We start from the raw sequence: 20,253 nt of genomic DNA on the forward strand, positions 1-20,253 counted from the left end.
CCCGATGCCGCCCGAGGACGACGTGACTCCGTCCAGCGCGCCGGGAGGCTCGGCACCGGTGCTTGTCACTCGGCCCGCAGCCACGGGTCCCGCATCACCCGCTACGTGTCGTCCTCGGGAGCGGCGATCGTCAGAACCGCGTCGGCGATATGCGGATTGCGTTCGAGCTCCCGCTCGAGCGAGCGCAGCGTGAGCGCGATGCTCGACTCGGCCGGATCGCCGACCAGGTCGACGCTGGCGACGAGGAAGACCTGCCGGGGCCCGACGTACTCCAAGCGCACGAAGCGCACCGCGGCCACTTCGGGCATTTCCTCGATGCGGGCCGCGGCGGCGGCGCGGAGTTCGGGCGAGGCGGGCTCGCCGGTCAGGAAGCGCCGGTTGCGGTCGATGAGTACGACGGCGATCACCCCGAGCAGCACGCCGACGAGCACCGATCCGAGCGCGTCCCAGACCGCGGCGCCGGTGAGCTGGTGCAGTCCCATTCCCGCGAACGCGATGACGATGCCGATCAGCGCCGCGCTGTCCTCGGCGAAGACCGCCCGCAATGTGGGATCGGAGGTCTCCAGCACGTACTCGAGGATGTCCTGATCGAAGCTCTCGGCCTCGCCGCCGAGTTGCCGGGTGGCCTGCAGCCACGAGGCGCCCTCCAAGACGAACGCGAGCCCGAGCACGAGGTAGGCGATCGCGTAATCCTGTCCGCTGTCACCTTCGTGCAGCAGTTCGGTGATGCCGTGCCACACCGATACCGCGGCGCCTGCGACGAAGAGACCCACCGCCGCAAGCAACGACCAGACATACGCCTCGCGCCCGTACCCGAGTGGCCGTTTCGCGTCGGCGGTGCGAGTGCTGCGACGGTTGGCGACCAGGAGGAAGATCTGGTTGCCGGTGTCGGCCCACGAATGCGCGGCCTCGGCGACCATCGACGCCGAGCCGGACAGCGTCGCGGCGACCGTCTTCGCCACCGCCACCGCGACGTTGGCGCCGAAAGCGACGATCACCGTGCGCGTGCTCCCCCCACCGGCCGTCGGCGCGGATTTCTCGTCGTGGAAGGCGTTCGCTCGCTCCATCTACGCCAGTCTGGCACGAACCGCCCCGGACTCTGTTTGCCCCACCACATGCCGGGTACGCGCGGGTGGTGATCAGGCATGACCGCATAGCCGAACCCTGGGGTCACCGGACACCGTACCAACCAGGGGAGCCGTGGCCCGTCCGCGTGGACATGCATCTGGCCGACGGAGTCGACGAGCGGGACGTCGAGAAGTGGGTGCCCTCGGCGTCGATCCTGCACAGCAATGGCGACGCGATGGACATCGCCGTGCGGGACGGCGGCATCGTCGGGGTGCGCGGACGTGCGGGAGACCGGGTCAACCACGGTCGGCTCGGACCGAAAGACCTGTTCGGATGGCAGGCGAACGCCTCGCCCGACCGGCTGACGAAGCCGTTGATCCGCGTCGGCGGGCGCTTGGTGGAGACCGACTGGGACACGGCGATGAACCGCATCGTCCAGCGCAGCAAGGAATTGCTCGCCGAGCGGGGGCCGAGTGCGCTGGGTTTCTACACCAGCGGACAGCTGTTCCTGGAGGAGTACTACACCCTCGGTGTGATCGCGCACGGGGCGATCGGCACCAACCATGTCGACGGCAACACGCGGTTGTGCACCGCCACCGCGGCCCAGGCCCTCAAGGAATCGTTCGCCAGCGACGGTCAGCCCGGCAGCTACACCGATGTCGATCACGCCGACGTCATCGCCCTGTTCGGACACAACGTCGCCGAAACCCAGACCGTTCTGTGGACGCGCATGCTCGACCGCCTGGCCGGAGCGAAACCGCCCGCGTTGCTGTGTGTCGATCCGCGCCCGACACCCGTGGCCAAGGCCGCCACCGTGCATCTGGCTCCGCTGCCGGGAACCAACGTCGCGCTGATGAACGGCCTGCTGCACGAGATCATCGAGCACGACTGGATCGACCGCGACTACATCGACGCCAACGCCGTCGGATTCGACGAATTGGCCGCGGCGGTAGCCGAATACACCCCCGAGCGCGTGGCCGAGATCTGCGGTGTCGCCGCCGCGGACGTGCGCAGGGCGGCGGAATTGCTCGGCACCGCGCGGCGGCTGCTGTCGACCGTGTTGCAGGGCTTCTACCAATCCCACCAGGCGACGGCAGCGGCAGTGCAGGTCAACAACATTCACATCGTGCGCGGGATGCTGGGCAAGCCCGGCTGCGGGATATTGCAGATGAACGGCCAGCCCACCGCCGAGAACACCAGGGAATGCGGAGCCGACGGCGACTTGGCCGGCTTCCGCAACTGGGCCAACGACGAGCACGTCGCCGAATTGGCGAAGCTGTGGAACATCGAGACCCACCGCATTCCGCACTACGCGCCGCCGACGCACGCGATGCAGATCTTCCGCTACGCGGAGCAGGGCACGATCCGAATGCTGTGGATCAGCGCCACCAACCCCGCGGTGTCGCTGCCGCAGCTGTCGCGCATCCGGTCCATCCTCGCCCAGGAGAGGCTGTTCGTGGTGGTGCAGGATCTGTTCCGCACGGAAACGGCCGAACTGGCCGATGTCGTCCTGCCCGCCGCGACCTGGGGCGAGAAGACCGGCACCTTCACCAACGCCGACCGGACCGTGCACATCTCCGAGAAAGCGGTCGATCCGCCGGGCGAGGCGCGAGCGGATCTGGAGATCTTCCTCGACTACGCCCGGCGCATGGACTTCCGCGACAAGGACGGCGACCCGCTGCCGCCGTGGCGCGACCCCGAATCGGCGTTCGAGGCATGGAAGAGGTGCAGCGCGGGCCGGCCCTGCGACTACACCGGGATCACCTACGAACGCCTGCGTGGCGGCGGCATCCAATGGCCGTGCAACGACCGGTATCCCGATGGCGCCGAGCGATTGTACGAGAACGGCGAGTTCTTCGCTGCCCCGCAATACTGCGAAAGCTACGGCAAGGACCTGATCACGGGAACGCCGGTGGAACCGACCGAGTACCGCGCGCTCAATCCCGACGGCAAGGCGATCATCAAGGCGGCCCGCTTCGTGCCGCCGCATGAGCAGCCCAGCGAGGAGTATCCCTTCGCCCTGATCACCGGCCGCACCCTGTATCACTTCCACACCCGCACCAAGACGGCTCGCGCGCCGCAGTTGCAGGCCGCAGCGCCGCAGGTGTGGGTGGAACTGTCCAGCCGCGATGCGGCGGAACTCGGTGTGGCGGAGGGCGATATGGTGCGGATCTCCTCGCCGCGCGGCGCGATCCGGGCACGGGCGCGGATCACGGGCATTCGTGCCGGCGTGCTGTTCGTGCCGTTCCACTACGGCTACTGGGACCAGCCGGACGGCGAGCGCGAGCACCAGCGGGCAGCCAACGAAATGACCGTCACCGATTGGGATCCCGCCTCGAAACAGCCGATCTTCAAGACCGCAGCCGCCCGGCTCGAACGGCTCGCGGGCGCGCACGGGCACCCGGCGCCCGCGCCCACCGCCACCGCGTCCGCGCCGACCACACCAGGCATCGCCGCCACCGTGGGCGGCAGCGCGGCGCTCGACGACGAACTGCTCGAGGTCCCGAACCGATGAAACTCCGCATCGCGCTGCGCGAACTGCACCGATCCGAACGCAAACTCGCCCGGGAGTTGTCCGGCATCGCCGCACGCCACGTCACCGAGCACGAGGTCCGCCACGTGGCCCTGGATATCCGGCGCTGGTCGGTAGACCACATCGCGGCTCTCGCCGACGTAGGCCGTCGATACGAACTGAACCTCCGGGCCGAGCCCCGCGCCGAGACCTTCGGCGCGGGACTGCAAGAGCGCGTGAGCACGCTGCTGGGCCGCCGGCCGGAACCGGCTCTGCTGCTGCTGGCGGATCTGCGTCGTCTGCACCGCGTCGCGGCCGGTGTGTCCTTGGATTGGGAACTGCTGGCCCAAGGGGCCCAAGCGGCACAGGACATCGAGTTGGTCGAACTCTGTCAGCGTTGCCACCCGCAGACGCTGCGGCAACTGCGCTGGGCGAACGGCATGCTCAAGACGCTGTCGCCGCAGGCGTTGGTCAGCTGACGGCGCTCGCCTGCCTTCTGTCGTCGACAGCTGCGGCGCCGACGAGCCGTTGTGGCCTGGGAATCGCCGAAGGGGGGCCATCGCCACCGAGGTTCCCCGCTGAAGATCGGGTGTGTCGATAGCCGTCATATATCGGGCCGTTGTCCAGCGGTAAATGAACCTGGTTTGCTGCCGGTCGCTCGTCTGCTTGCGTGACGAAAACCTAAGGTTCTGCGAGAAGCCTTGCTGGCCATCACAACTCGCCGAACCGCAACTCGCTTGGTTGCGCCGTCAACTTTGGTTCCCAAACGACCGTCTCCTTCCTAGAATAAGCCGACAAACAACGGCACACTGATTGAGTGCACGGTGGTCAGGCTGGGCCGGCGGTTCCTCCCACCGTCGACGATGGGATTCGACATGGTTGTGAGTTCAGCGGAACCGTCGGACTGGTCCTTCGAGCGCAAAGGCGCCGAGTGGGTCGCGGACGAGGAGCGCCGAGGCAAGCCACGCGCCCTGTTCTGGCCGTGGGCGGGTACCAGTTGCAATGTGGTGCTGGTGTCGTTCGGTCCGTATGTCACCGCGCTGGGCCTGGACTGGCATCTGGCGGCGCTGGCCGCGGCGGTGGGTGGGGTGCTCTCCTTCCTGCTGCTCGGTTTGGTGTCGCTGGCCGGGCAGCAAGGGGGCGCGGCGACCATGGTGGCGGGCCGGGCCGCGTTCGGATTCCACGGCAACAAGATCCCGGCGCTGCTGAGCTACCTGGCGCTGGTCGGATGGGAGACGTTCTCGGCGGTGCTGGCGACCCTCGCGGCCCGCACGGTGGCGCATCGGCTCGACCCGGATATGGACACCGCGCCGCTCATGGTCGCCACGCTGGTGACCGTCATCGTGGTGACCACGGTGATCGGCATCTACGGCTGTCATGTGATCCTGCGGATCCAGAAGTGGTTCGCTCTGGCATTCACCGCGCTGTCGGTGGTCTATATCGTGCTGACGCTGCCCAGGATCTCGTTCGCCACACACGGGCAGGTGAGCGTCGGCGCGTTCGTGGGCGGGGTGATGCTCGTCGCGAACACGCTGGGCTTGAGCTGGGTCAACTGCGCGGCCGACTACACCCGCTATCTGCCGCGCACCGCGCGGAAGGGCGCGCTGGTCGGCTGGATCACGTTCGGTGGCACCGCTCCCGCCCTGGTTCTGATGGGATTCGGCACGGTGCTCGCGGCGGGTGATCCCGAGGTGGCGGCGACGGCCGCCACCGATCCGATCAGCGCCCTGTCGGCCCACTTGCCCACGTGGTTCCTGGTGCCCTATCTGATCCTGGCGCTGGTGGGCTTCGTCTCGGGCTCCATCATCGGTCTCTACTCCTCGGGGCTGGCGCTGCAGACGTTGGGCGTGCGGATCTCCCGGCACTACACCGTCCTGATCGATGCCGCCCTGATCGCCGCCGCCGGTGGCTATGTGGCCTTCGCGGCGCCGGGTTTCTTCGCGCCGTTCCAAGCGTTCCTGACCACCACCGGCGTGGTGATGGCCGCGTGGGCCGGAATCTTCGTGGTGGACCTGTGGCAGCGCCGCCGTATCGGCTACGACCGGACGTCCCTCTACAGCCCGCTCGGCGGCTACGGAAAGGTCAACCGCGTCGGGGTCGGCTGTCTGATCGTCGCGACCATCGCCGGGCTCGGCCTGGTCACCTCGCCCGATCCGCATGTCGGTCCGCTGCTGGGTTACCTGTTCACGCCTGCCGCCCGCGCGGGCGGCCTCGGCAGCAGCAATCTCGGGGTCTTCGTCGCGCTGGTCGTCGCGAGCGTGGGCTACGCGGCGCTGCACCGGGTGCGTCCGCTCGCGCGGGCGAGCGCGGCCGAGCGGATCGGGCACCGCGACGCGGAGCCGGTCCGAGTCACCGTGTAGAGCGCCGTCCCCGTCCTCACGTGTGTGCGGCGATCCGCCGGTCGATCACCGACAGCGCGAACTCCGCCCAGCGAATGTTCTCCTGCTCGAAGGAGATTCCGCGCAGCAGCGTGAGGTAAGGGCCGACTCGCTCGGCCTCGGCCAGGTACGCCTGCTCGCTGCGGCCGTCCAGCAGCCGGGAGCGCAGGCGTTCGTACCGGGCCAGTTTCGACTTCGACCACTCCAGCTTGCCTGCCACCGCGGCGCGCACGGCGGGGGCGTCCTCGGCGACCATGCCCTGCACCTTCACCATCAACTCGTCGCGGATGGCGGTGGGCTTGGCCGGCTTCTCGACGAATTCCCGCAGGGCCGCCCGCCCGGCCGGGGTGATGGCGTGCAGGCGCTTGTTGGGCCTGCGCTCCTGCTGCACGACCCGGGTCTCGATGAGGCCGTCGGCGGCCATGCGTTCCAGTTCCTTGTACAGCTGCTGGGGCGTGGCCATCCAGAAGTTGGCCACCGAGGCGTCGAAGCTCTTGGCCAGGTCGTAGCCGGACGCCTCGCCCTCCAGCAGGGCGGCCAGCACCGCGTTGCGTAGCGCCATCCGCCCAGGCTAACACTTCGGATGATTATTCAAATATCTGTCCGGATGGATCTGGACATAGCTGCTGCACCTCGATAACGTGCGCATCACCTATTAAATTCTTTGAGTAGGAGAATGCCATGCACCCGTTCCGGGCAGCCGTGGAAGCTCGCGACGAGGCCGCCATCGAGGCGCTGCTGGCCGACACCGTGGTGTTCACCAGTCCGGTGGCGTTCCGGCCGTACCCGGGCAAGGCGATCACCGCGGCCATCCTGCGCGCGGTGATCCGCGTGTTCGAGGATTTCCGCTATGTGCGCGAGATCGCCGACGCGAACGGTCGCGACCACGCGTTCGTGTTCGAGGCAACCGTCGACGGGAAGCGGCTGACCGGCTGCGACTTCCTGCACTTCGACGAGGAGGGCAAGATCGACGACTTCATGGTCATGGTGCGTCCGCTGTCGGCGGCCCAAGCCCTCTCGGCGCGCATGGGTGAGCAGTTCGAGCGCATCAAGGCCGAGGCCGCCGCGCAGCTCGAACGGGAGGCGCGGGGAGCGTGAGCGACCTGTCCGAGCGCCCCTCGTACTCGCGCTATGTCGCGCTCGGCGACAGCCAGACCGAAGGAGTCGGCGACGGCGACGATCGGACCGGATTGCGCGGCTTGGCCGACCGGCTGGCCGAACGTCTCGCCCGGTCCGATCCCGGCCTGCTCTACGCCAATCTCGCGGTTCGAGGCAAACTCGCCGGTCAGGTTCGCGCCGAGCAACTCGACGCCGCAGTGGCGCTGCGACCGGATCTGGCGACCGTGGTCGCGGGCGTCAACGACCTGCTACGGCCGGGTTTCGACGCCGACGAGGTCGCCGGGCACCTGGACGCGATGTTCGCCGCCCTCACCGCAGGAGGCGCGGTCGTGGCGACACTGACCTTTCCCGACCTCGCGCGCATCACCCCGCTCGCGCGCCCGCTCGGCGGTCGTGTCACCGCGCTCAACCAGCGCATCCGCGCCGCGGCGGCGCGGCACGGCGTCGTCGTCGCCGAAACCGAGCAGCGCGCGGCCGTCACCGATCCCCGTCTGTGGAGCCATGACCGGCTCCATGCCAACCCGCTCGGACACCAGCGCATCGCCGACGCCCTCGCCCACGCCCTGGGCCTGCCCGGCGCCGACGAAACATGGGCCGAACCGTTGTCGCCGCCGCTGCCCGCCGCCACGCGGTTGGCCACGGTGGTGGGCGAAACACGCTGGGCCGCGACGTTTCTCGGCCCTTGGCTGGGCAGGCGGATCACCGGACGCTCCTCCGGCGACGGACGCGCCGCCAAACGCCCGCACCTACTTCCGGTCGACGGTACGGCGACCGCCGCGCCAACGGCCCGGACCCAATCGTGAGCGCGGAATTCACCGGTCTCGCAACGCATTGCCGGTCATCGCGCTCGCCCAGCACACCGCCGCCGCACGTGCGCCGCTTACCTCGCGGGTAATCGACCCTGGTCGATCGCCATGTCACGATCACACCATGACCGCCTACGTCATAGCCCACCTGCAAGACGCCGCACCGCACCCGGAGATCGCGGACTACATCGAGCGCCTCCCCGCCACTTTCGAGCCCTACGGTGGCCGCTACCTCGTGCACGCGACACCGCACGAGGTGAAGGAAGGCAGCTGGCCCGGCGGCGTGGTGATGATCGGCTTCCCCGGCATCGCCGAGGCGCGGGCATGGTGGGATTCGCCCGCGTACCGGGAGCTCGCGCCGCTGCGCTCGCGGCACATCGAGGGCGACATCATCCTGGTCGAAGGCGTCCCGGCCGATTACGCCCCGACCGCCGCCGTAGCGGCGATCCGGAAGGCGGTGTCCGGCTAGCCCGTGTCGGCTGCAAGGCCTCCGGAATGCCGGGGCCGTCGTCGGTCACGCGCAGCACGGCTCCGCCGTCGCCGTGGGATTTCGACCTGCGCGCCGGGCCCCCGCCCACGCAGAAGCATCCGAGGCACGCACGCACGTTCCTGTCCGGCACTCGAGCACCGAATCCCGGCCTCCCCATAGGGTTGTGACCGACGGGCCCGGTCCGCCGAGAGGAGTTGCCGATGGACGCCGAACACTACCTGCCGTTCCGCAAAAGCGCGGTGATCTCGCTGTGCGCGGACGAACTCCCCGAGTCGGAACGCGAGTCGTTCGTGGAATTCGCGCGTCTGCTGTCGGCACTGGCGCACCACGAGTTCCATGTGCGTGGTGAGACCGTGCTCGATGCCTATCAGCTGGTCGATCCCGCGCAGGACGAACGGGCGCTGTGTGCCGCTACCCCCGAGGACCGGGCCGCGGCGCGGGCACGCGTGGAGCGTGAGCTGGTCGCGCTGGCCGAGTCGGCGGATTTCACGCGCATCGATGCCGCCGAGATCGAGCGAGCGTTCGCCGAGCACTCCCTGGTGAAGGTGCGGTTGGAGGTCGACGCGGAGGACATCGATACGGTGATGTTCTTCCGGCGCGGGGTGGCGCAACGCACCGAGCAGGTGCGGTGGCTGTTCGGTCTGCGGCGGCGCGGCATCGAGTTCACCAGCTACGCGAAGGTCCTTGTCTACGTCGCGTTCACCGAGCGCGCGGAGGCGGTCGCGGACCGGCCCGACGGCGGTGTGCTGCTGAAGCTGTTCCAGAACGTCCCGCGCAACGACCTGGAGATGCTGTATCCGAGCGTTCGCGTGCGGATGCGGCCACTGGACAAACTGCTGATCGGGGTGCCCGCGGTGGTCTCCGGGATCGTCGTTGTCGTCACCAAACTGGTCGCCTCGCTGGGCCCGCTGCTGTTGCTGCTGGCGTTCTGGGCGGGGTTGCGCGAGGAGTCCGTGCGGCTCGATCAAGCCACGCTGGTCACTCTCGGCGCCGGGCTTGCGGCCTTCGGCGGTTATCTGGTGCGGCAGTTCGCCAAGTTCTCCAACCGCAAGATCAAGCTGATGAAGACGCTGTCCGAACACCTCTATTTCCGCAATCTCGACAACGACGCGGGAGTGTTTCACCACTTGCTCGGCGCCGCCGAGGATTCGGAGGTGAAGGAAGCTGTCCTGGCCTATCACTTCCTGCGCACCGCCGACCGGCCGCTGACCGCCACCGAACTCGATCAGCGGGTGGAGCAGTGGTTTCGCCGACGGTGGGGGACGACCTTCGACTTCCAGATCCGTGACGGCCTTGGCAGGCTCCGCCGGTGGCGGCTGCTCGTCGAGGACGAGCACGGCACCGTGGGCGCGGTGCCGCTGACCGAGGCGATACAGCGCTTGAATCACCACTGGGACAACTTGTTCCGTGTTCGCCCGCCGTCGGGCGACGCCATCGGCCGGGCCGCGGTCACATCCGGCTGAAGAAGCAGGTGCAGGCTGCGCGGTGCGATGTCAGCCAACGGCTTGACCTTTCCCCAGGGGCAGGGTTCGAGCATGGTGACATGAACGAGCTGACAGAGAAATTGGCGGAATTCGTCGCGGCGTCGGCCGAGCAATCGGGTGTACCGGGTGCGGCGGTCGGGGTCTCGATCGGCGGTGAATCGTCCTTCGCGTGCCATGGGGTGACGAGCATGGACAACCCGCTTCCGGTCGACCCGGACACGATGTTCGTGGTGGGCTCGGTGAGCAAGACGTTCACCGCGACCGCCTTGCTGCGGCTGGTCGCCGCGGGACGGGTGGAGTTGGACGCGCCGGTGCGGCGGTATGTCCCGGAATTCGCCCCCGCCGACGCGGCTGCCGACGAGATCACCGTGGTGCGGTTGCTCAACCACACAGCGGGGCTGGAATGGCGGGTCGGTGACGACACCGGCGAAGGAGATGACGCGTTGGCGCGGCACGCGGTCGAACTGGCCGAGTCGCGGCTGATCGCGGAACCGGGAGCGCGGGCGTCCTACAGTCAGGCGGGGTTCAACCTGGCCGGCCGGATCGTCGAGAACGTCACCGGCTCGACCTTCGAACGGGCGGTCGCGTCGCTGTTGCTCGAACCGCTCGGCCTGGCACATACCTGTTACGCGGTCGGTGACGTCATGACCCGGCGGTTCGCGGTGGGTCACAACGTCGATGCGGGCGGCACGCTCGTCGTCGCCCGCCAGTGGAAGGACAATCGCGCCGATAATCCCGGCGGGGGTGTGGCGACGTCGGTCGGTGATCTGCTGCGGTGGGCGCGGTTCCATCTCGGCGACGGCCGGACCGAGGGCGGCGAGCGCGTTCTGCCCACCGAACTGCTGCACCGGATGCGGGAGCGAACCGTCGAACTGCGGGGGAGCACCTTGGGTGACGCGTTCGGCCTCTGCTGGTTCCTGCGCGAGGTGGACGGTGTCGCGACCATCGGGCACGGCGGCTCCGGCAATGGTCAGTTCGCCGACCTGCTCATCGTGCCGGAGCGGGATTTCGCCGTCGCCGTGATGTCGAACGCGGGCCCGGACGCGGGGCTGGCGTTCAACCGGACCGTGGTGCGGTGGGTGCTCGAGCACTACCTCGGCGTGGTCGAACGCGATCCGGAACCGCTGCCCCACGATGCGGCACGGGCAGGGGAGATCGTCGGGCGCTACGAGAACGAGATGATGCGGCTGACGCTCGACACCGATGGGGCGGGCCTGACGATCGAATGCGCCATCAAACCGGAGATCCGTGCCGCCGCGACGACCGAGCTGCCGCCCGACCTGCCACCCGCTACCCTCGGCCTGCTGCCCGGCGCGGGGGACGAGTACATCGTCACCGAAGGCGGTCTGCGAGGACAACGCGGGTTCTTCACACGGGACGAATCCGCCGCCGTGAGCGGAATCGATCTCGCCGGTCGATTGTTCGCTCGGGTGCGATGACGGTCACGGAAGGAAGACGCGCATGATCACCATCGGGCAGCTCGCGCGGTACGCGGGCGTGACGATCAAGGCCGTGCGGGTCTATCACGAGCGCGGGCTGCTGCCCGAGCCGCCGCGCGACTCCTCCGGCTATCGCCGCTACCGCGCCGAGGACGCCATCGATCTGGTCAAGATCAGGACGCTCGCGCGATCGGGCGTGCCCCTGGCGCGGATCAAGGAGCTGCTGACCGCGAACTCCGGCGAGTTCGCGGCGGCCATCGCCGAGGTCGACCGCATGCTCGCCGAACGCGCCGAGGAGATCCGCCGCACCCGCGAGCAGATCGCCCAATTGGGGTCCGGCGATCGGCTGTTCGTGTCTCCCGAGGTCGCCGAGTACCTCGAGCGCCTGCGCGAGCTGGGAGTGAGCGACCGGGCGGTCCGGATGGAACGCGACATCTGGATTCTGCTGCAATCGGTCGCCCCGCAACAGGCGTCGGACTGGGCCGCCGACAAGCTCGACGCCATCGGCGATCCGCGCTTCCGGTCCATCTACCTCGACTACGACGCGGCGTTCGACTGGTCCCCCGACGACCCGCGCCTGGCCGACCTCGCCGACCGCACCCGGCGGTGGATCACCGGCAGGCGCACCGGAGCGGGCCGGACCACACCGCGGCTGGATCCGGAACTCGTCCGCTTGGTGAACGATTCGGTGGGGATCACCTCCCCCGCCTGGGAAAGGTTGACGCGGATCGCCCAGAACGCGACGACCGAGTGACAGCCCCGGACCTGTGCGGGTAAGGCAAGCGGGACTGGATATTTCGTGGCGGCTGTGGGGCTCGGTCGATCACGCGCGGATTGCCCCCGGCCGCGACGGAAAGGCAAACACACTGCGGTACAGAGCCTTCCAGAGTGCGTTACTGTCCTGCGGACCCGTGCGCCGGTGACCCGGCCGCGCGGGCGCTCATGTCGTACTCCGGAATCGAGGCAAACGAATGAACCACAAGCTCTGGTTGCTCGGACGGTCCGTCACAGTCGGTGCGCACATCATCGGCGAGAAAGTGTTCCGGCCGAAGGCCAGGGATGCCGGGGACGTCCCGGTGTCGGGCGAGACGCTGACCCCACAGTGGCTGACGGCCGTCCTGTGCCGCGATGTCCCCGAGGCCGAGGTGGTCGGGTTCGAGACCTCCAACGGCAGCCGCGGAACATCCACCCGCGTCGCGATTCGCGTCGACTACAACGACGCGGGGCAGCGGGCCGGATTGCCGACCCACCTCTTCGCGAAGACCACGACAGCTTTCTCGCAGCGCATCCTGCTCGGTGGCGGGAAGATGATCGACGGGGAGACCCGTTTCTTCCGGGACTTCCGCCCCCAGCTCGACATCGAAGCGCCGTTCGGCTATTGGGGCGCCGCCGATCCGGCGTCGTGGCGATCGATCGCCCTGATGGAAGACATCGCCTCCACCCGCGGCGCGCGGTTCGTCGAGCCGAACGCCCCGGTCGCGCGGGACCAGATCGAAGATCTGGTGCGCAATCTCGCGCGACTGCACCGCACTTTCTGGGAGCACCCGTCGATCAAGGACCTCAAGACCACGACCGAGGCACTGCAGGCATACCTCGCCGCCATCGACATGAAGAAGCGCTGCGAGGTGGGGCTGCGCCGCGCCGCGGAAGTGGTTCCGGAGTCCCTGCACGGCGAAGCGGACCGGCTGTGGGCCGGTGTCGAGCGGGCGATCGACAACGCGACCAACGAGCTCCCGCAGACGCTGCTGCACGGTGACCCGCACATCGGGCAGACCTATCGAACCGCCGCAGGGCGCATGGGTTTCGTCGACTGGCAGGTGGTGATGCGGGGCGGATGGGCCCACGACTTCGCCTATACCGTCAATTCGGGATGCGAGCCCGAGGACCGCCGTGCCTGGGACCGTGAACTGCTGGCGGCGTATCTGGACGAACTCGGAAGCCTCGACGGCCGGGCTCCGTCGTTCGACGAGGCGTGGCTGGCGTACCGGCAGCAGTCCATGTTCGCTTACGCCGCTTGGGCTTTCACGATCGGCAGGGCGGCGTATCAACCGGAGATGCAGCCCGTGGAGACTTGCTTGACGTTGTTGAAGCGCATCACCACGGCCATCGACGATCACGATTCCCTGCAGGCCCTCGGAGTCTGACACCGAGCCCCGCACCACCGCTGTGGCGTCGCGGCCGGATTCTCGTGCGTGGTGATGATCGCGCGTCCACGCGCTATACCATCGACCGGCCCCGGCGTAGTCCCGGTGAGTTCGCTCCGATGCAGTGTCGCGGTACGGAGCGGTAGTTCAGCAGTCACGTAGTGCAACACCAACAGTTTGGAGTTCGCTCTTTGAGTACGCCGCAATCTCAGGCCCCGGTTCGGACGTGCCCCGTCGTCCACGGCTCGCCGACCGATTCCGACGACCAGCGAGTGCCCATCTACTCGCCCGAATTCGCGGCCGATCCGCACCGTGTGTACCGCGAGATGCGCGGCCGCTACGGATCTTTGGCGCCGGTGGAGTTGGCGCCGGGTGTCCCGGCCACCTTGGTGATCGGCTACAGCACCGCGGTGCGGATCCTCAATGATCCCGAGCACTTCCCCGCCGACCCGCGCGCCTGGCAGAAGGACATCCCCGCCGACTGCCCGATTCTTCCGCTGCTGGAGTGGCGGCCGATGGCCAGTCGTAGCACCGGAACCGACTTCACCCGGTATCGAGGGGCGATCACCGCCAGCATCGATGAGGTCGATCTGTATGCCCTGCACGACATCGTGGAGGGACTCGCCATCCCGCTGATCAACTCCTTCTGCCGAGAAGGGAGCGCCGAACTGATCCGTCAGTACGTGTTCCCGCTGGTCTTCGAGGTGGTGAACTATCTGCTCGGCTGCCCGCCCGAGATCGGGGCGCAGGTCGCCGCCGGTACGGCCGCCCTGCTCGAGGGCGTCGACGCCGAGAAGGGCAATCAGATGCTCGGGGAGGCGCTGATGAGCCTGGTGGCGCTCAAACGAGCCGAACCCCAGCGCGACATCACCTCGGTGCTGCTGCAGCATCCCGCCCAGCTCGATGACGTGGAGGCGTCGCACCACGTGTCGCAGGTCTACGGCACCGGGATCGAATTCCAGCTGAATCTGATCGCCAACACCCTGCTGCTGATCCTCACCGACGAGCGCTTCGGCGACAGCATCCTCGGCGGGAACCTGTCGTCCCGCGACGCCATCGACGAGGTCTTGTTCAACGACCCGCCACTGGCGAACCTGCTGATCACCTACCCGCGCCACCCGATCCTCATCGACGGCGTCTGGCTGCCCGCGCACCAGCCCGTCGTCATCAGCATGGCCGCGTGCAACAACGATCCCGCGATCCGCACCGGCGACTTGACCGGCAATCGCTCGCATTTGGCCTGGGGGCTCGGCCCGCACGCCTGCCCGGCGCGTCCGCTGGCCTACCTGATCGCGCAGGAGGCCATCGACCAACTCCTGGACGCGCTGCCGGAGATCGAACTGAACCTGCCGAACCGGACGCCCGACTGGCGGCCCGGTCCGTTCCACCGGGCCCTGACCGAATTGCCGGTCACCTTCCCGCCGACCGCTCCGCTGAACATCTGACCCAGCCGCGGGCACAGGTCGCGTGGCACCGGTTGTCTCGGCTCGAAGCGCGGCCTGCTCGACGGGCCGGTCGTGGTGTAGTTGCCGGACCGGGCTGCGATCGTGCGGCGCGAGCGGACGGCGGCCGGAAGGATCGCCGCCGGCGGCGCGGTGTCCGGATCTCCGCTGCGGCCCCGCTACTCGGTGGCGGGGCCGCATCCCCGCGCCGTGCACATCAGCCGGGAACTATCAGACCTGCGGCCGGAAATGCGGCCGGTTGGGCGCGCCGGGAGTGAGGTTGGTCGCGCCCCCAGGGGTGAGGGCGGTCTGGCCGCCGGGTGTCAGATTGGTCTGCGGGCCGCACACCAGGTTGGGCCAGCGACAGGTCGGTAGGTTGGGGTCCTGATCGGCATGGGCAACGCCGGCCGTCACCAGGCCCACCCCGAGCAGGACGGGCGCCGCGGCGATCGTCATGGCGCGGGCGAAGCGGCGGGTGCGACGGGTCGAGCGCTGGTCGGTGGCCATAGGGGTGCTCCTTCGTGTCGGTGCTGCGGGGCGGTCCCGCTGTCGTTGTGACGTTGTCCAGCCTCATCGACACAGGACATCGCCGAAAGGACACTCAGGGTGCGCGACGACCACCCCTGCACATGGTTCGATCCCACCAAGGTGGGTCACCGGCTGCCGCAGGCCAGTCGCTCGCGCAGCACCGTGCGCAGGCCGATGGGTTCGCGGCCGAGCAAGGTGGCCAGCGCCGGGTCGACGGTGGCGAACTCGCCCGCGCGGCTGGCCGCGAAGATGCCCACCAGCTCGGCCGCCCGCTGCGCGGGAACGCCCTGGCCGGTCAGCTGCTGCTGGAACTGCTCGTCGGGGGTGGTGGTCCTCGTCATGGTCCGGCCCGTGACCTCGCTCGCGATAGCCGCGATGTCGTCGAAGGTCAGCGCGCGCCCTCCGGTGAGCGGCGGCGTCGGTCCGTCGAAGCGGCCTTCGTCGGCCAGGATGATGGCGGCTGCCTCGGCGAGGTCGGCATGCGCCGTCCAGCTGACCGGCCCGTCGGCGGGGAGCGCGATCCGGCCGGAGTCCACCGCGTGGTCGAGGAAGTGCACCGCGCTGGCGGCGTAGAAGCCGTTGCGCAGTGAGGTGAACGGCACGCCACAGGCGCGCAGCACCTCCTCGGTAGCGGCGTGGTCGCGGCAGGCCTGGAAGTGCGACGAGGCGCCGGCCCCCATCTGGCTGGTGTACAGGATGCGGCGGGCGCCCGCCGCGACGGCCCCTTCGATCGCGGTGCGATGTTCTGCGACGCACTCTTCGCCCATTTTGTCCACGGAGATGATGAGCACCTGAGAGGCGCCCTCGAAGGCGTGGGCGAGGCTGCGCGGGTCGGTGAAACTTCCCTGCCGTACCCGCACCCCGCGTTCGGCGAATGTCCGTGCCTTCCGTGGGTCGCGGACGCTGACCCCGACGTGCTCCGCGGGTACGCGCGTGAGCAGTTTCTCGACGATCTGACTCCCCAGCTGCCCGGTCGCTCCGGTCACGACGATCATGTGGCACTCCGTAATTCGACTGATGTTTCCAATGGAATCGTAATCACGATATCATTGATACTAACGATGGAATCAACACCGCGATATCGTTGATCCATGACCTCGCATCCAGGCGGCGGCGACGATGCCGCGACCGTCAGATCCGACGCCCCGGCCACGGCACGTGAGCAGACCCGCCGGCGGGTCATCGAGGCCGCCATCGATCTGCTCACGCGCGGGGGTCGCGACGCGGTCACCACACGCGCGGTCGCCGATGCGGCGGGCTTGCAGCCACCGGCCATCTACCGGCTGTTCGGCGACAAGAACGGGCTGCTCGACGCGGTGGCCGAGTACGGTTTCGTCGCGTTCCTCGCCACCAAGCACGTCGATCCCGACCCGCAGGACCCCATCGAGGACCTCAGAGCAGGCTGGGACGTCGCGGTCGAGTTCGGTTCGGCCAATCCCGCGCTGTTCACCTTGATGTACACCGAACCCGCCGGGACCTCGTCGGCCGCCTTCCAAGCGGGCATGGAGATCCTGATGGGACGCATCCGGCGTCTCGCCGCCCGTGGCCTGCTGCGCGTCGACGAGGAACTCGCGGCGCAGATCATCAATGCCACGGCGCGCGGTGCGGTGCTGACCTGGCTTTCGCTGCCCGAGCAGCGGCGCGATCCGGCCTTGTTCACCACGCTGCGGGAGTCCATGGTCGCCGCCGTCACCTATGAAAAGCCGGCCGTGCGTGACCCGGGCCCGGCAGGCGCCGCCCGTGCCTTGCGCGCCGCACTGCCCGAGCAGACGACCCTCAGCAGCGCGGAGCGGCATCTCCTGCGGGAGTGGCTCGACCGCCTTGCCGCCGATGGTTAGATCGCGGGCGTAGTCACCACGCGACCGTCGTGGCCCGGTTGCTACCCGAGATCACGAGATCGCCGTTTCCCGCTCCGTCGGCCACCCCGGCACGCGGATGCCGAGCCGCGGCCATCCGCTGGAGCGCGGCCTCGGTGAAGACCGACAACCCGAGGTCGGGGTTGTAGCCGTGGATTTCCTTGACATCGAGTTCGGCCAGGAAATACAGGATCTCCCTGGAGACCACCTGTCCTGGAACCAGTATCGGGAAGCCGGGCGGGTACGGGACGACGAAGGTGGCCGACACCAGGGACTTCCCCTTGGCGAGCCGTCGCCCGGCGTCGCCGAGCAGCACGTGTTCGCGGTCGGACTCCTCATATCCGGCGTAGAAGGCCGATCGCATGTCGCCGAACGAGCTGGCGCCGTCGGGGCGGAAGGCGCTGTTGAACTCGCTGAAGTCGGGCAGCGCGGGCAGATCCTTGGTGATCTCGTCGATCCGCCGTTGCTGCAGGGCCCGGTCGGCCTTGCCCGCCGCGCTCACGCTGCTGTCGAAGTCGGTGGCCACCCGGCGCAGCACGTCCAGCAGGTGGTGCACGCTGGACCAGGTGACGCCGATCGTGAAGATCAGCAACACGCTGTTGATCGAGGTCTTGTTGATCTGGATGCCGAACCGGTCCATCAGGATCTTCTCGCGGAAGTCGAACCCGTTCATGCCGGTCTTGCCGATGAACAGGGTGACCCTGGTGGGATCGAGCACGAACTGATCGGACCGCCACGCCTCGTTCCACTCCGCCAGGCCACCCTGTCTGACCTGCCGGTAGGAGCTGACGGCGGAGGGACGGAACTGCTCTGGCACCAAGTCGTCCTCGTCGAGGATGCGGAACCACTTGCCGATCAGCCGGTCTTTGCGGACGCGGTGCCGGAACACCAGCGCCATGTCGTAGACGCTGCGGACCAGCTGGAAACCCTCGATGTCGACCTGCCTGCGCGCCAGATCCAACGACGCCAGCAGTTGCTGGTTCGGCGAGGTCGAGGTGTGGGTCAGGAACGCTTCGGCGAACGTCTCGCGGACCAGCGCTTTGAAATCCTGGTCGCGAACATGGATCATCGACGCCTGCCGCAGCGCGGACAGCGACTTGTGGGTGGAATGCGTCGCGTACACCCGGACCCGGGCGCGCGCCGGGTCGGGAAGCAGCCTGCGGTCGCTCCACTCGGCACGGTCGACATCCCGCATCGAGGCGCGCCACTGGCGGTACTCCTCGGCGTACCCGGGCGAGGCCAACATCGCTTCGAGTTGCTCGGCGGCGACCATCGCGGTCCGCTGTCGAGCCCACGGCACGGCGGTCGCGAACGCGTACCACGCCTCGTCCCACAGGAAGCAGATGTCCGGCTTGATCGCGAGGACCTCTTCCATCACCCGCCGGGGGTTGTAGACGATGCCGTCGAACGTGCAATTGGTCAGCAACAGCATCCGCACTCGGTCCAGCTGTCCGGCGGCCTCGAGGTCCAGGAGCGCCTTCTTGATGGTGTGCAGCGACACGGCCCCGTAGATCGCGAACTGTTCCAACGGGTAGGCGTCCAGATACATCGGGTACGCCCCGGCCAGCACCAGGCCGTAGTGGTGCGATTTATGACAGTTGCGGTCGATCAGGACGATGTCGCCTGGCCGGGTCAGTGCCTGCACGACGATCTTGTTCGCCGTGGATGTCCCGTTGGTGACGAAGTAGGTCTGGTCGGAGCACCACGTCGCGGCGGCTTTGTCCATCGCCGCCCTGATCGTGCCGTGCGGATCCAGCAACGAGTCGAGTCCGCCCGAGGTGGACGACGTCTCGGCCATGAAGATGTTGCGGCCGTAGAACTCGCCCATGTCCTGCAGCGACTTGGAGTTGAAGATGCTGGCGCCACGCGCGACGGGAAGCGCGTGGAACTGGCCGACCGGTGCGGCGGCGTAGGCGCGCAGGGCGTCGAAGAACGGCGTGGCGTAGCGGCCGCGGATGCCGGCGAGCACCGTGCTGTACAGGTCGGTGACGTCGTTGAGCCGATAGAACGTGCGATCGTAGACGTCCGGCTGGTCCTCGGTCTCCGCGGCGATCGACTCGTCGGTGAGCAGATACAGGTCGATATGCGGCCGCAGCTTCTTGATCCACTCGCCGCATTCGATCCAGTCGTGGGTGCGGTCGGTCACGTCCACCGCGTCGTTGGCGCCGAGCAGCGTGGTCATCAGCGGGACCCGGTCGCCCGAGCGGAGCGGGAGGTCGTGCCGGATGATCGCGGCCTGGATCTCGCCGTTCAACGCGGCCGCGGTGATGGCGTCCTCGATGCTGGGCACGACGAGCAGTTCGAACCGCACATCGTCCGACGGGGCGCGCAGCGCCCGCAGGCTCGCCGCGAGGCCATCGGGGACCTCGGGTGGGGAATCGTCGCCGAGCAGGACGGTGTAGAACTGCTGCCGTTCGGCCCTGGCCACGAGCTCCTGATCGGCCAGCGGGGCGGAGGTGTCGAACACCGCCGCGCGGTCGCCGTACTCCGAGAGCAGGCGCACGGCCAGCGACACCTCCTCGGTGAGCCGCACCGTCGCGAGGTCGTCGAGATAGTCACGAAAGGTCGTCAGTCTCGCCGGGCCCGGGTACAGCCAGTACCGCTCGTAGGTGCCGAGGCGATCGAGCAGACGCCGCACCCTGGCGGCCACATGGGTGGTGTCCAGCCCGGCCCGATCGATATCGGCGAGCCTGCGGCACGCGTCATCGAGCAGATTCCACGTGTCGATGCGGGAGTACGACGGGTTCGCCACCGCCGCAAGCGCGGAAACAGAAAGCCCTTTCGGGCGCTCGCCGTCTCGATGCATGTCGTCAGCTCCGCCCCTCGGTGGGCTCTCCGAACAGCCATCTCTGCCAACATTCTGCTCCGCCGACGAGCGAATTCCTAGCCGTCGGTCACCGAGCACGGACCGGGCAGTGCGGAAAAACAGGTATACCCCCGGGCCATTCGGCCGTCGCCGGACGCGGCTTTCCGGGGGAGTCTGGAGC

At 68.4% G+C, this 20,253-nt stretch carries 17 protein-coding genes; 12 read left to right on the forward strand and 5 right to left on the reverse strand.

All coding sequences use genetic code 11. The features are described from left to right. Positions 1-101: 101 nt before the first annotated feature. Complete coding sequence (locus tag ACWDMM_RS22970) at positions 102-1,067, reverse strand: cation diffusion facilitator family transporter (protein ID WP_357106140.1); 966 nt, start codon at positions 1,065-1,067, stop codon at positions 102-104. A gap of 71 nt (positions 1,068-1,138) precedes the next feature. On the opposite strand from ACWDMM_RS22970, the gene ACWDMM_RS22975 reads away from it, so the two are divergent. The 3 genes from ACWDMM_RS22975 (at position 1,139) to ACWDMM_RS22985 (ending at position 5,940) form a co-directional block, all read left to right on the forward strand. Further along, complete coding sequence (locus tag ACWDMM_RS22975) at positions 1,139-3,583, forward strand: molybdopterin oxidoreductase family protein (protein WP_195081782.1); 2,445 nt, start codon at positions 1,139-1,141, stop codon at positions 3,581-3,583. After that, a complete protein-coding gene (locus ACWDMM_RS22980) occupies positions 3,580-4,059 on the forward strand; it encodes a hypothetical protein (protein WP_195081522.1) in 480 nt (159 codons plus the stop codon). Before ACWDMM_RS22975 ends, ACWDMM_RS22980 begins: the two co-directional genes overlap by 4 nt. Before the next feature lie 402 nt (positions 4,060-4,461). Beyond that, a complete protein-coding gene (locus tag ACWDMM_RS22985) occupies positions 4,462-5,940 on the forward strand; it encodes a purine-cytosine permease family protein (RefSeq protein ID WP_449939413.1) in 1,479 nt (492 codons plus the stop codon). Positions 5,941-5,956: 16 nt separating this feature from the next. Here the strand turns inward: ACWDMM_RS22985 and ACWDMM_RS22990 are convergent, their stop codons facing one another. Beyond that, complete coding sequence (locus ACWDMM_RS22990; protein WP_195081524.1) at positions 5,957-6,520, reverse strand: PadR family transcriptional regulator; 564 nt, start codon at positions 6,518-6,520, stop codon at positions 5,957-5,959. 119 nt (positions 6,521-6,639) lie between these two features. Here ACWDMM_RS22990 and ACWDMM_RS22995 point away from each other — a divergent pair, with 119 nt between their 5' ends. The 8 genes from ACWDMM_RS22995 to ACWDMM_RS23030 all read left to right on the forward strand — a co-directional run bounded on the left by ACWDMM_RS22995 (position 6,640) and on the right by ACWDMM_RS23030 (position 14,885). Beyond that, entirely contained in the window at positions 6,640-7,056 is a 417-nt protein-coding gene (locus ACWDMM_RS22995) for a nuclear transport factor 2 family protein (RefSeq protein ID WP_195081525.1), read from the forward strand. After that, the gene (locus ACWDMM_RS23000; RefSeq protein WP_449939417.1) at positions 7,053-7,880 is read left to right on the forward strand and encodes an SGNH/GDSL hydrolase family protein; all 828 of its coding nucleotides are present in this window, start codon (positions 7,053-7,055) and stop codon (positions 7,878-7,880) included. Before ACWDMM_RS22995 ends, ACWDMM_RS23000 begins: the two co-directional genes overlap by 4 nt. 127 nt (positions 7,881-8,007) lie before the next feature. Next, entirely contained in the window at positions 8,008-8,352 is a 345-nt protein-coding gene (locus tag ACWDMM_RS23005; RefSeq protein ID WP_195081526.1) for a DUF1330 domain-containing protein, read from the forward strand. 221 nt (positions 8,353-8,573) lie between these two features. Continuing rightward, positions 8,574-9,836: a TMEM143 family protein gene (locus ACWDMM_RS23010; protein ID WP_357106145.1), complete on the forward strand. Its 1,263-nt coding sequence runs from the start codon at positions 8,574-8,576 to the stop codon at positions 9,834-9,836. 80 nt (positions 9,837-9,916) lie between these two features. Further along, entirely contained in the window at positions 9,917-11,296 is a 1,380-nt protein-coding gene (locus tag ACWDMM_RS23015) for a serine hydrolase domain-containing protein (RefSeq protein ID WP_357206431.1), read from the forward strand. A gap of 22 nt (positions 11,297-11,318) precedes the next feature. Further along, a complete protein-coding gene (locus ACWDMM_RS23020; RefSeq protein ID WP_195081529.1) occupies positions 11,319-12,050 on the forward strand; it encodes a MerR family transcriptional regulator in 732 nt (243 codons plus the stop codon). Between the two features lie 217 nt (positions 12,051-12,267). Then, positions 12,268-13,440 carry an aminoglycoside phosphotransferase family protein gene (locus tag ACWDMM_RS23025; protein WP_195081530.1) on the forward strand — a complete coding sequence of 391 codons (1,173 nt, stop codon included), beginning with the start codon at positions 12,268-12,270 and terminating at the stop codon, positions 13,438-13,440. Between the two features lie 191 nt (positions 13,441-13,631). Continuing rightward, positions 13,632-14,885: a cytochrome P450 gene (locus ACWDMM_RS23030; protein WP_195081531.1), complete on the forward strand. Its 1,254-nt coding sequence runs from the start codon at positions 13,632-13,634 to the stop codon at positions 14,883-14,885. A 228-nt stretch (positions 14,886-15,113) separates the two neighbouring features. On the opposite strand, the gene ACWDMM_RS23035 is transcribed toward ACWDMM_RS23030, so the two are convergent. Together ACWDMM_RS23035 and ACWDMM_RS23040 are read right to left on the reverse strand one after the other, a co-directional pair. Next, complete coding sequence (locus ACWDMM_RS23035; protein WP_195081532.1) at positions 15,114-15,389, reverse strand: hypothetical protein; 276 nt, start codon at positions 15,387-15,389, stop codon at positions 15,114-15,116. A gap of 146 nt (positions 15,390-15,535) precedes the next feature. Then, positions 15,536-16,405: an NmrA family NAD(P)-binding protein gene (locus ACWDMM_RS23040; protein ID WP_195081533.1), complete on the reverse strand. Its 870-nt coding sequence runs from the start codon at positions 16,403-16,405 to the stop codon at positions 15,536-15,538. A gap of 96 nt (positions 16,406-16,501) precedes the next feature. On the opposite strand from ACWDMM_RS23040, the gene ACWDMM_RS23045 reads away from it, so the two are divergent. Continuing rightward, positions 16,502-17,248 (forward strand): TetR/AcrR family transcriptional regulator, encoded by a 747-nt coding sequence (locus ACWDMM_RS23045; RefSeq protein ID WP_195081534.1) that lies wholly within the window; start codon positions 16,502-16,504, stop codon positions 17,246-17,248. A gap of 13 nt (positions 17,249-17,261) precedes the next feature. On the opposite strand, the gene ACWDMM_RS23050 is transcribed toward ACWDMM_RS23045, so the two are convergent. Continuing rightward, positions 17,262-20,072: an aminotransferase class I/II-fold pyridoxal phosphate-dependent enzyme gene (locus tag ACWDMM_RS23050; RefSeq protein WP_449939426.1), complete on the reverse strand. Its 2,811-nt coding sequence runs from the start codon at positions 20,070-20,072 to the stop codon at positions 17,262-17,264. Positions 20,073-20,253: the final 181 nt, after the last annotated feature.

This window comes from Nocardia sp. NPDC003726 (assembly GCF_053586955.1).

Bases quoted from the DNA above. Each gene is read 5' to 3' on its own strand.
- ACWDMM_RS23040 (WP_195081533.1), bottom strand. From the start codon at position 16,405: ATGATCGTCGTGACCGGAGCGACCGGGCAGCTGGGGAGTCAGATCGTC.
- ACWDMM_RS22980 (WP_195081522.1), top strand. From the start codon at position 3,580: ATGAAACTCCGCATCGCGCTGCGCGAACTGCACCGATCCGAACGCAAA.
- ACWDMM_RS23020 (WP_195081529.1), top strand. From the start codon at position 11,319: ATGATCACCATCGGGCAGCTCGCGCGGTACGCGGGCGTGACGATCAAG.
- ACWDMM_RS23045 (WP_195081534.1), top strand. From the start codon at position 16,502: ATGACCTCGCATCCAGGCGGCGGCGACGATGCCGCGACCGTCAGATCC.
- ACWDMM_RS22990 (WP_195081524.1), bottom strand. From the start codon at position 6,520: ATGGCGCTACGCAACGCGGTGCTGGCCGCCCTGCTGGAGGGCGAGGCG.
- ACWDMM_RS23010 (WP_357106145.1), top strand. From the start codon at position 8,574: ATGGACGCCGAACACTACCTGCCGTTCCGCAAAAGCGCGGTGATCTCG.
- ACWDMM_RS23035 (WP_195081532.1), bottom strand. From the start codon at position 15,389: ATGGCCACCGACCAGCGCTCGACCCGTCGCACCCGCCGCTTCGCCCGC.
- ACWDMM_RS23015 (WP_357206431.1), top strand. From the start codon at position 9,917: ATGAACGAGCTGACAGAGAAATTGGCGGAATTCGTCGCGGCGTCGGCC.
- ACWDMM_RS22970 (WP_357106140.1), bottom strand. From the start codon at position 1,067: ATGGAGCGAGCGAACGCCTTCCACGACGAGAAATCCGCGCCGACGGCC.
- ACWDMM_RS22995 (WP_195081525.1), top strand. From the start codon at position 6,640: ATGCACCCGTTCCGGGCAGCCGTGGAAGCTCGCGACGAGGCCGCCATC.
- ACWDMM_RS23025 (WP_195081530.1), top strand. From the start codon at position 12,268: ATGAACCACAAGCTCTGGTTGCTCGGACGGTCCGTCACAGTCGGTGCG.
- ACWDMM_RS23005 (WP_195081526.1), top strand. From the start codon at position 8,008: ATGACCGCCTACGTCATAGCCCACCTGCAAGACGCCGCACCGCACCCG.
- ACWDMM_RS23050 (WP_449939426.1), bottom strand. From the start codon at position 20,072: ATGCATCGAGACGGCGAGCGCCCGAAAGGGCTTTCTGTTTCCGCGCTT.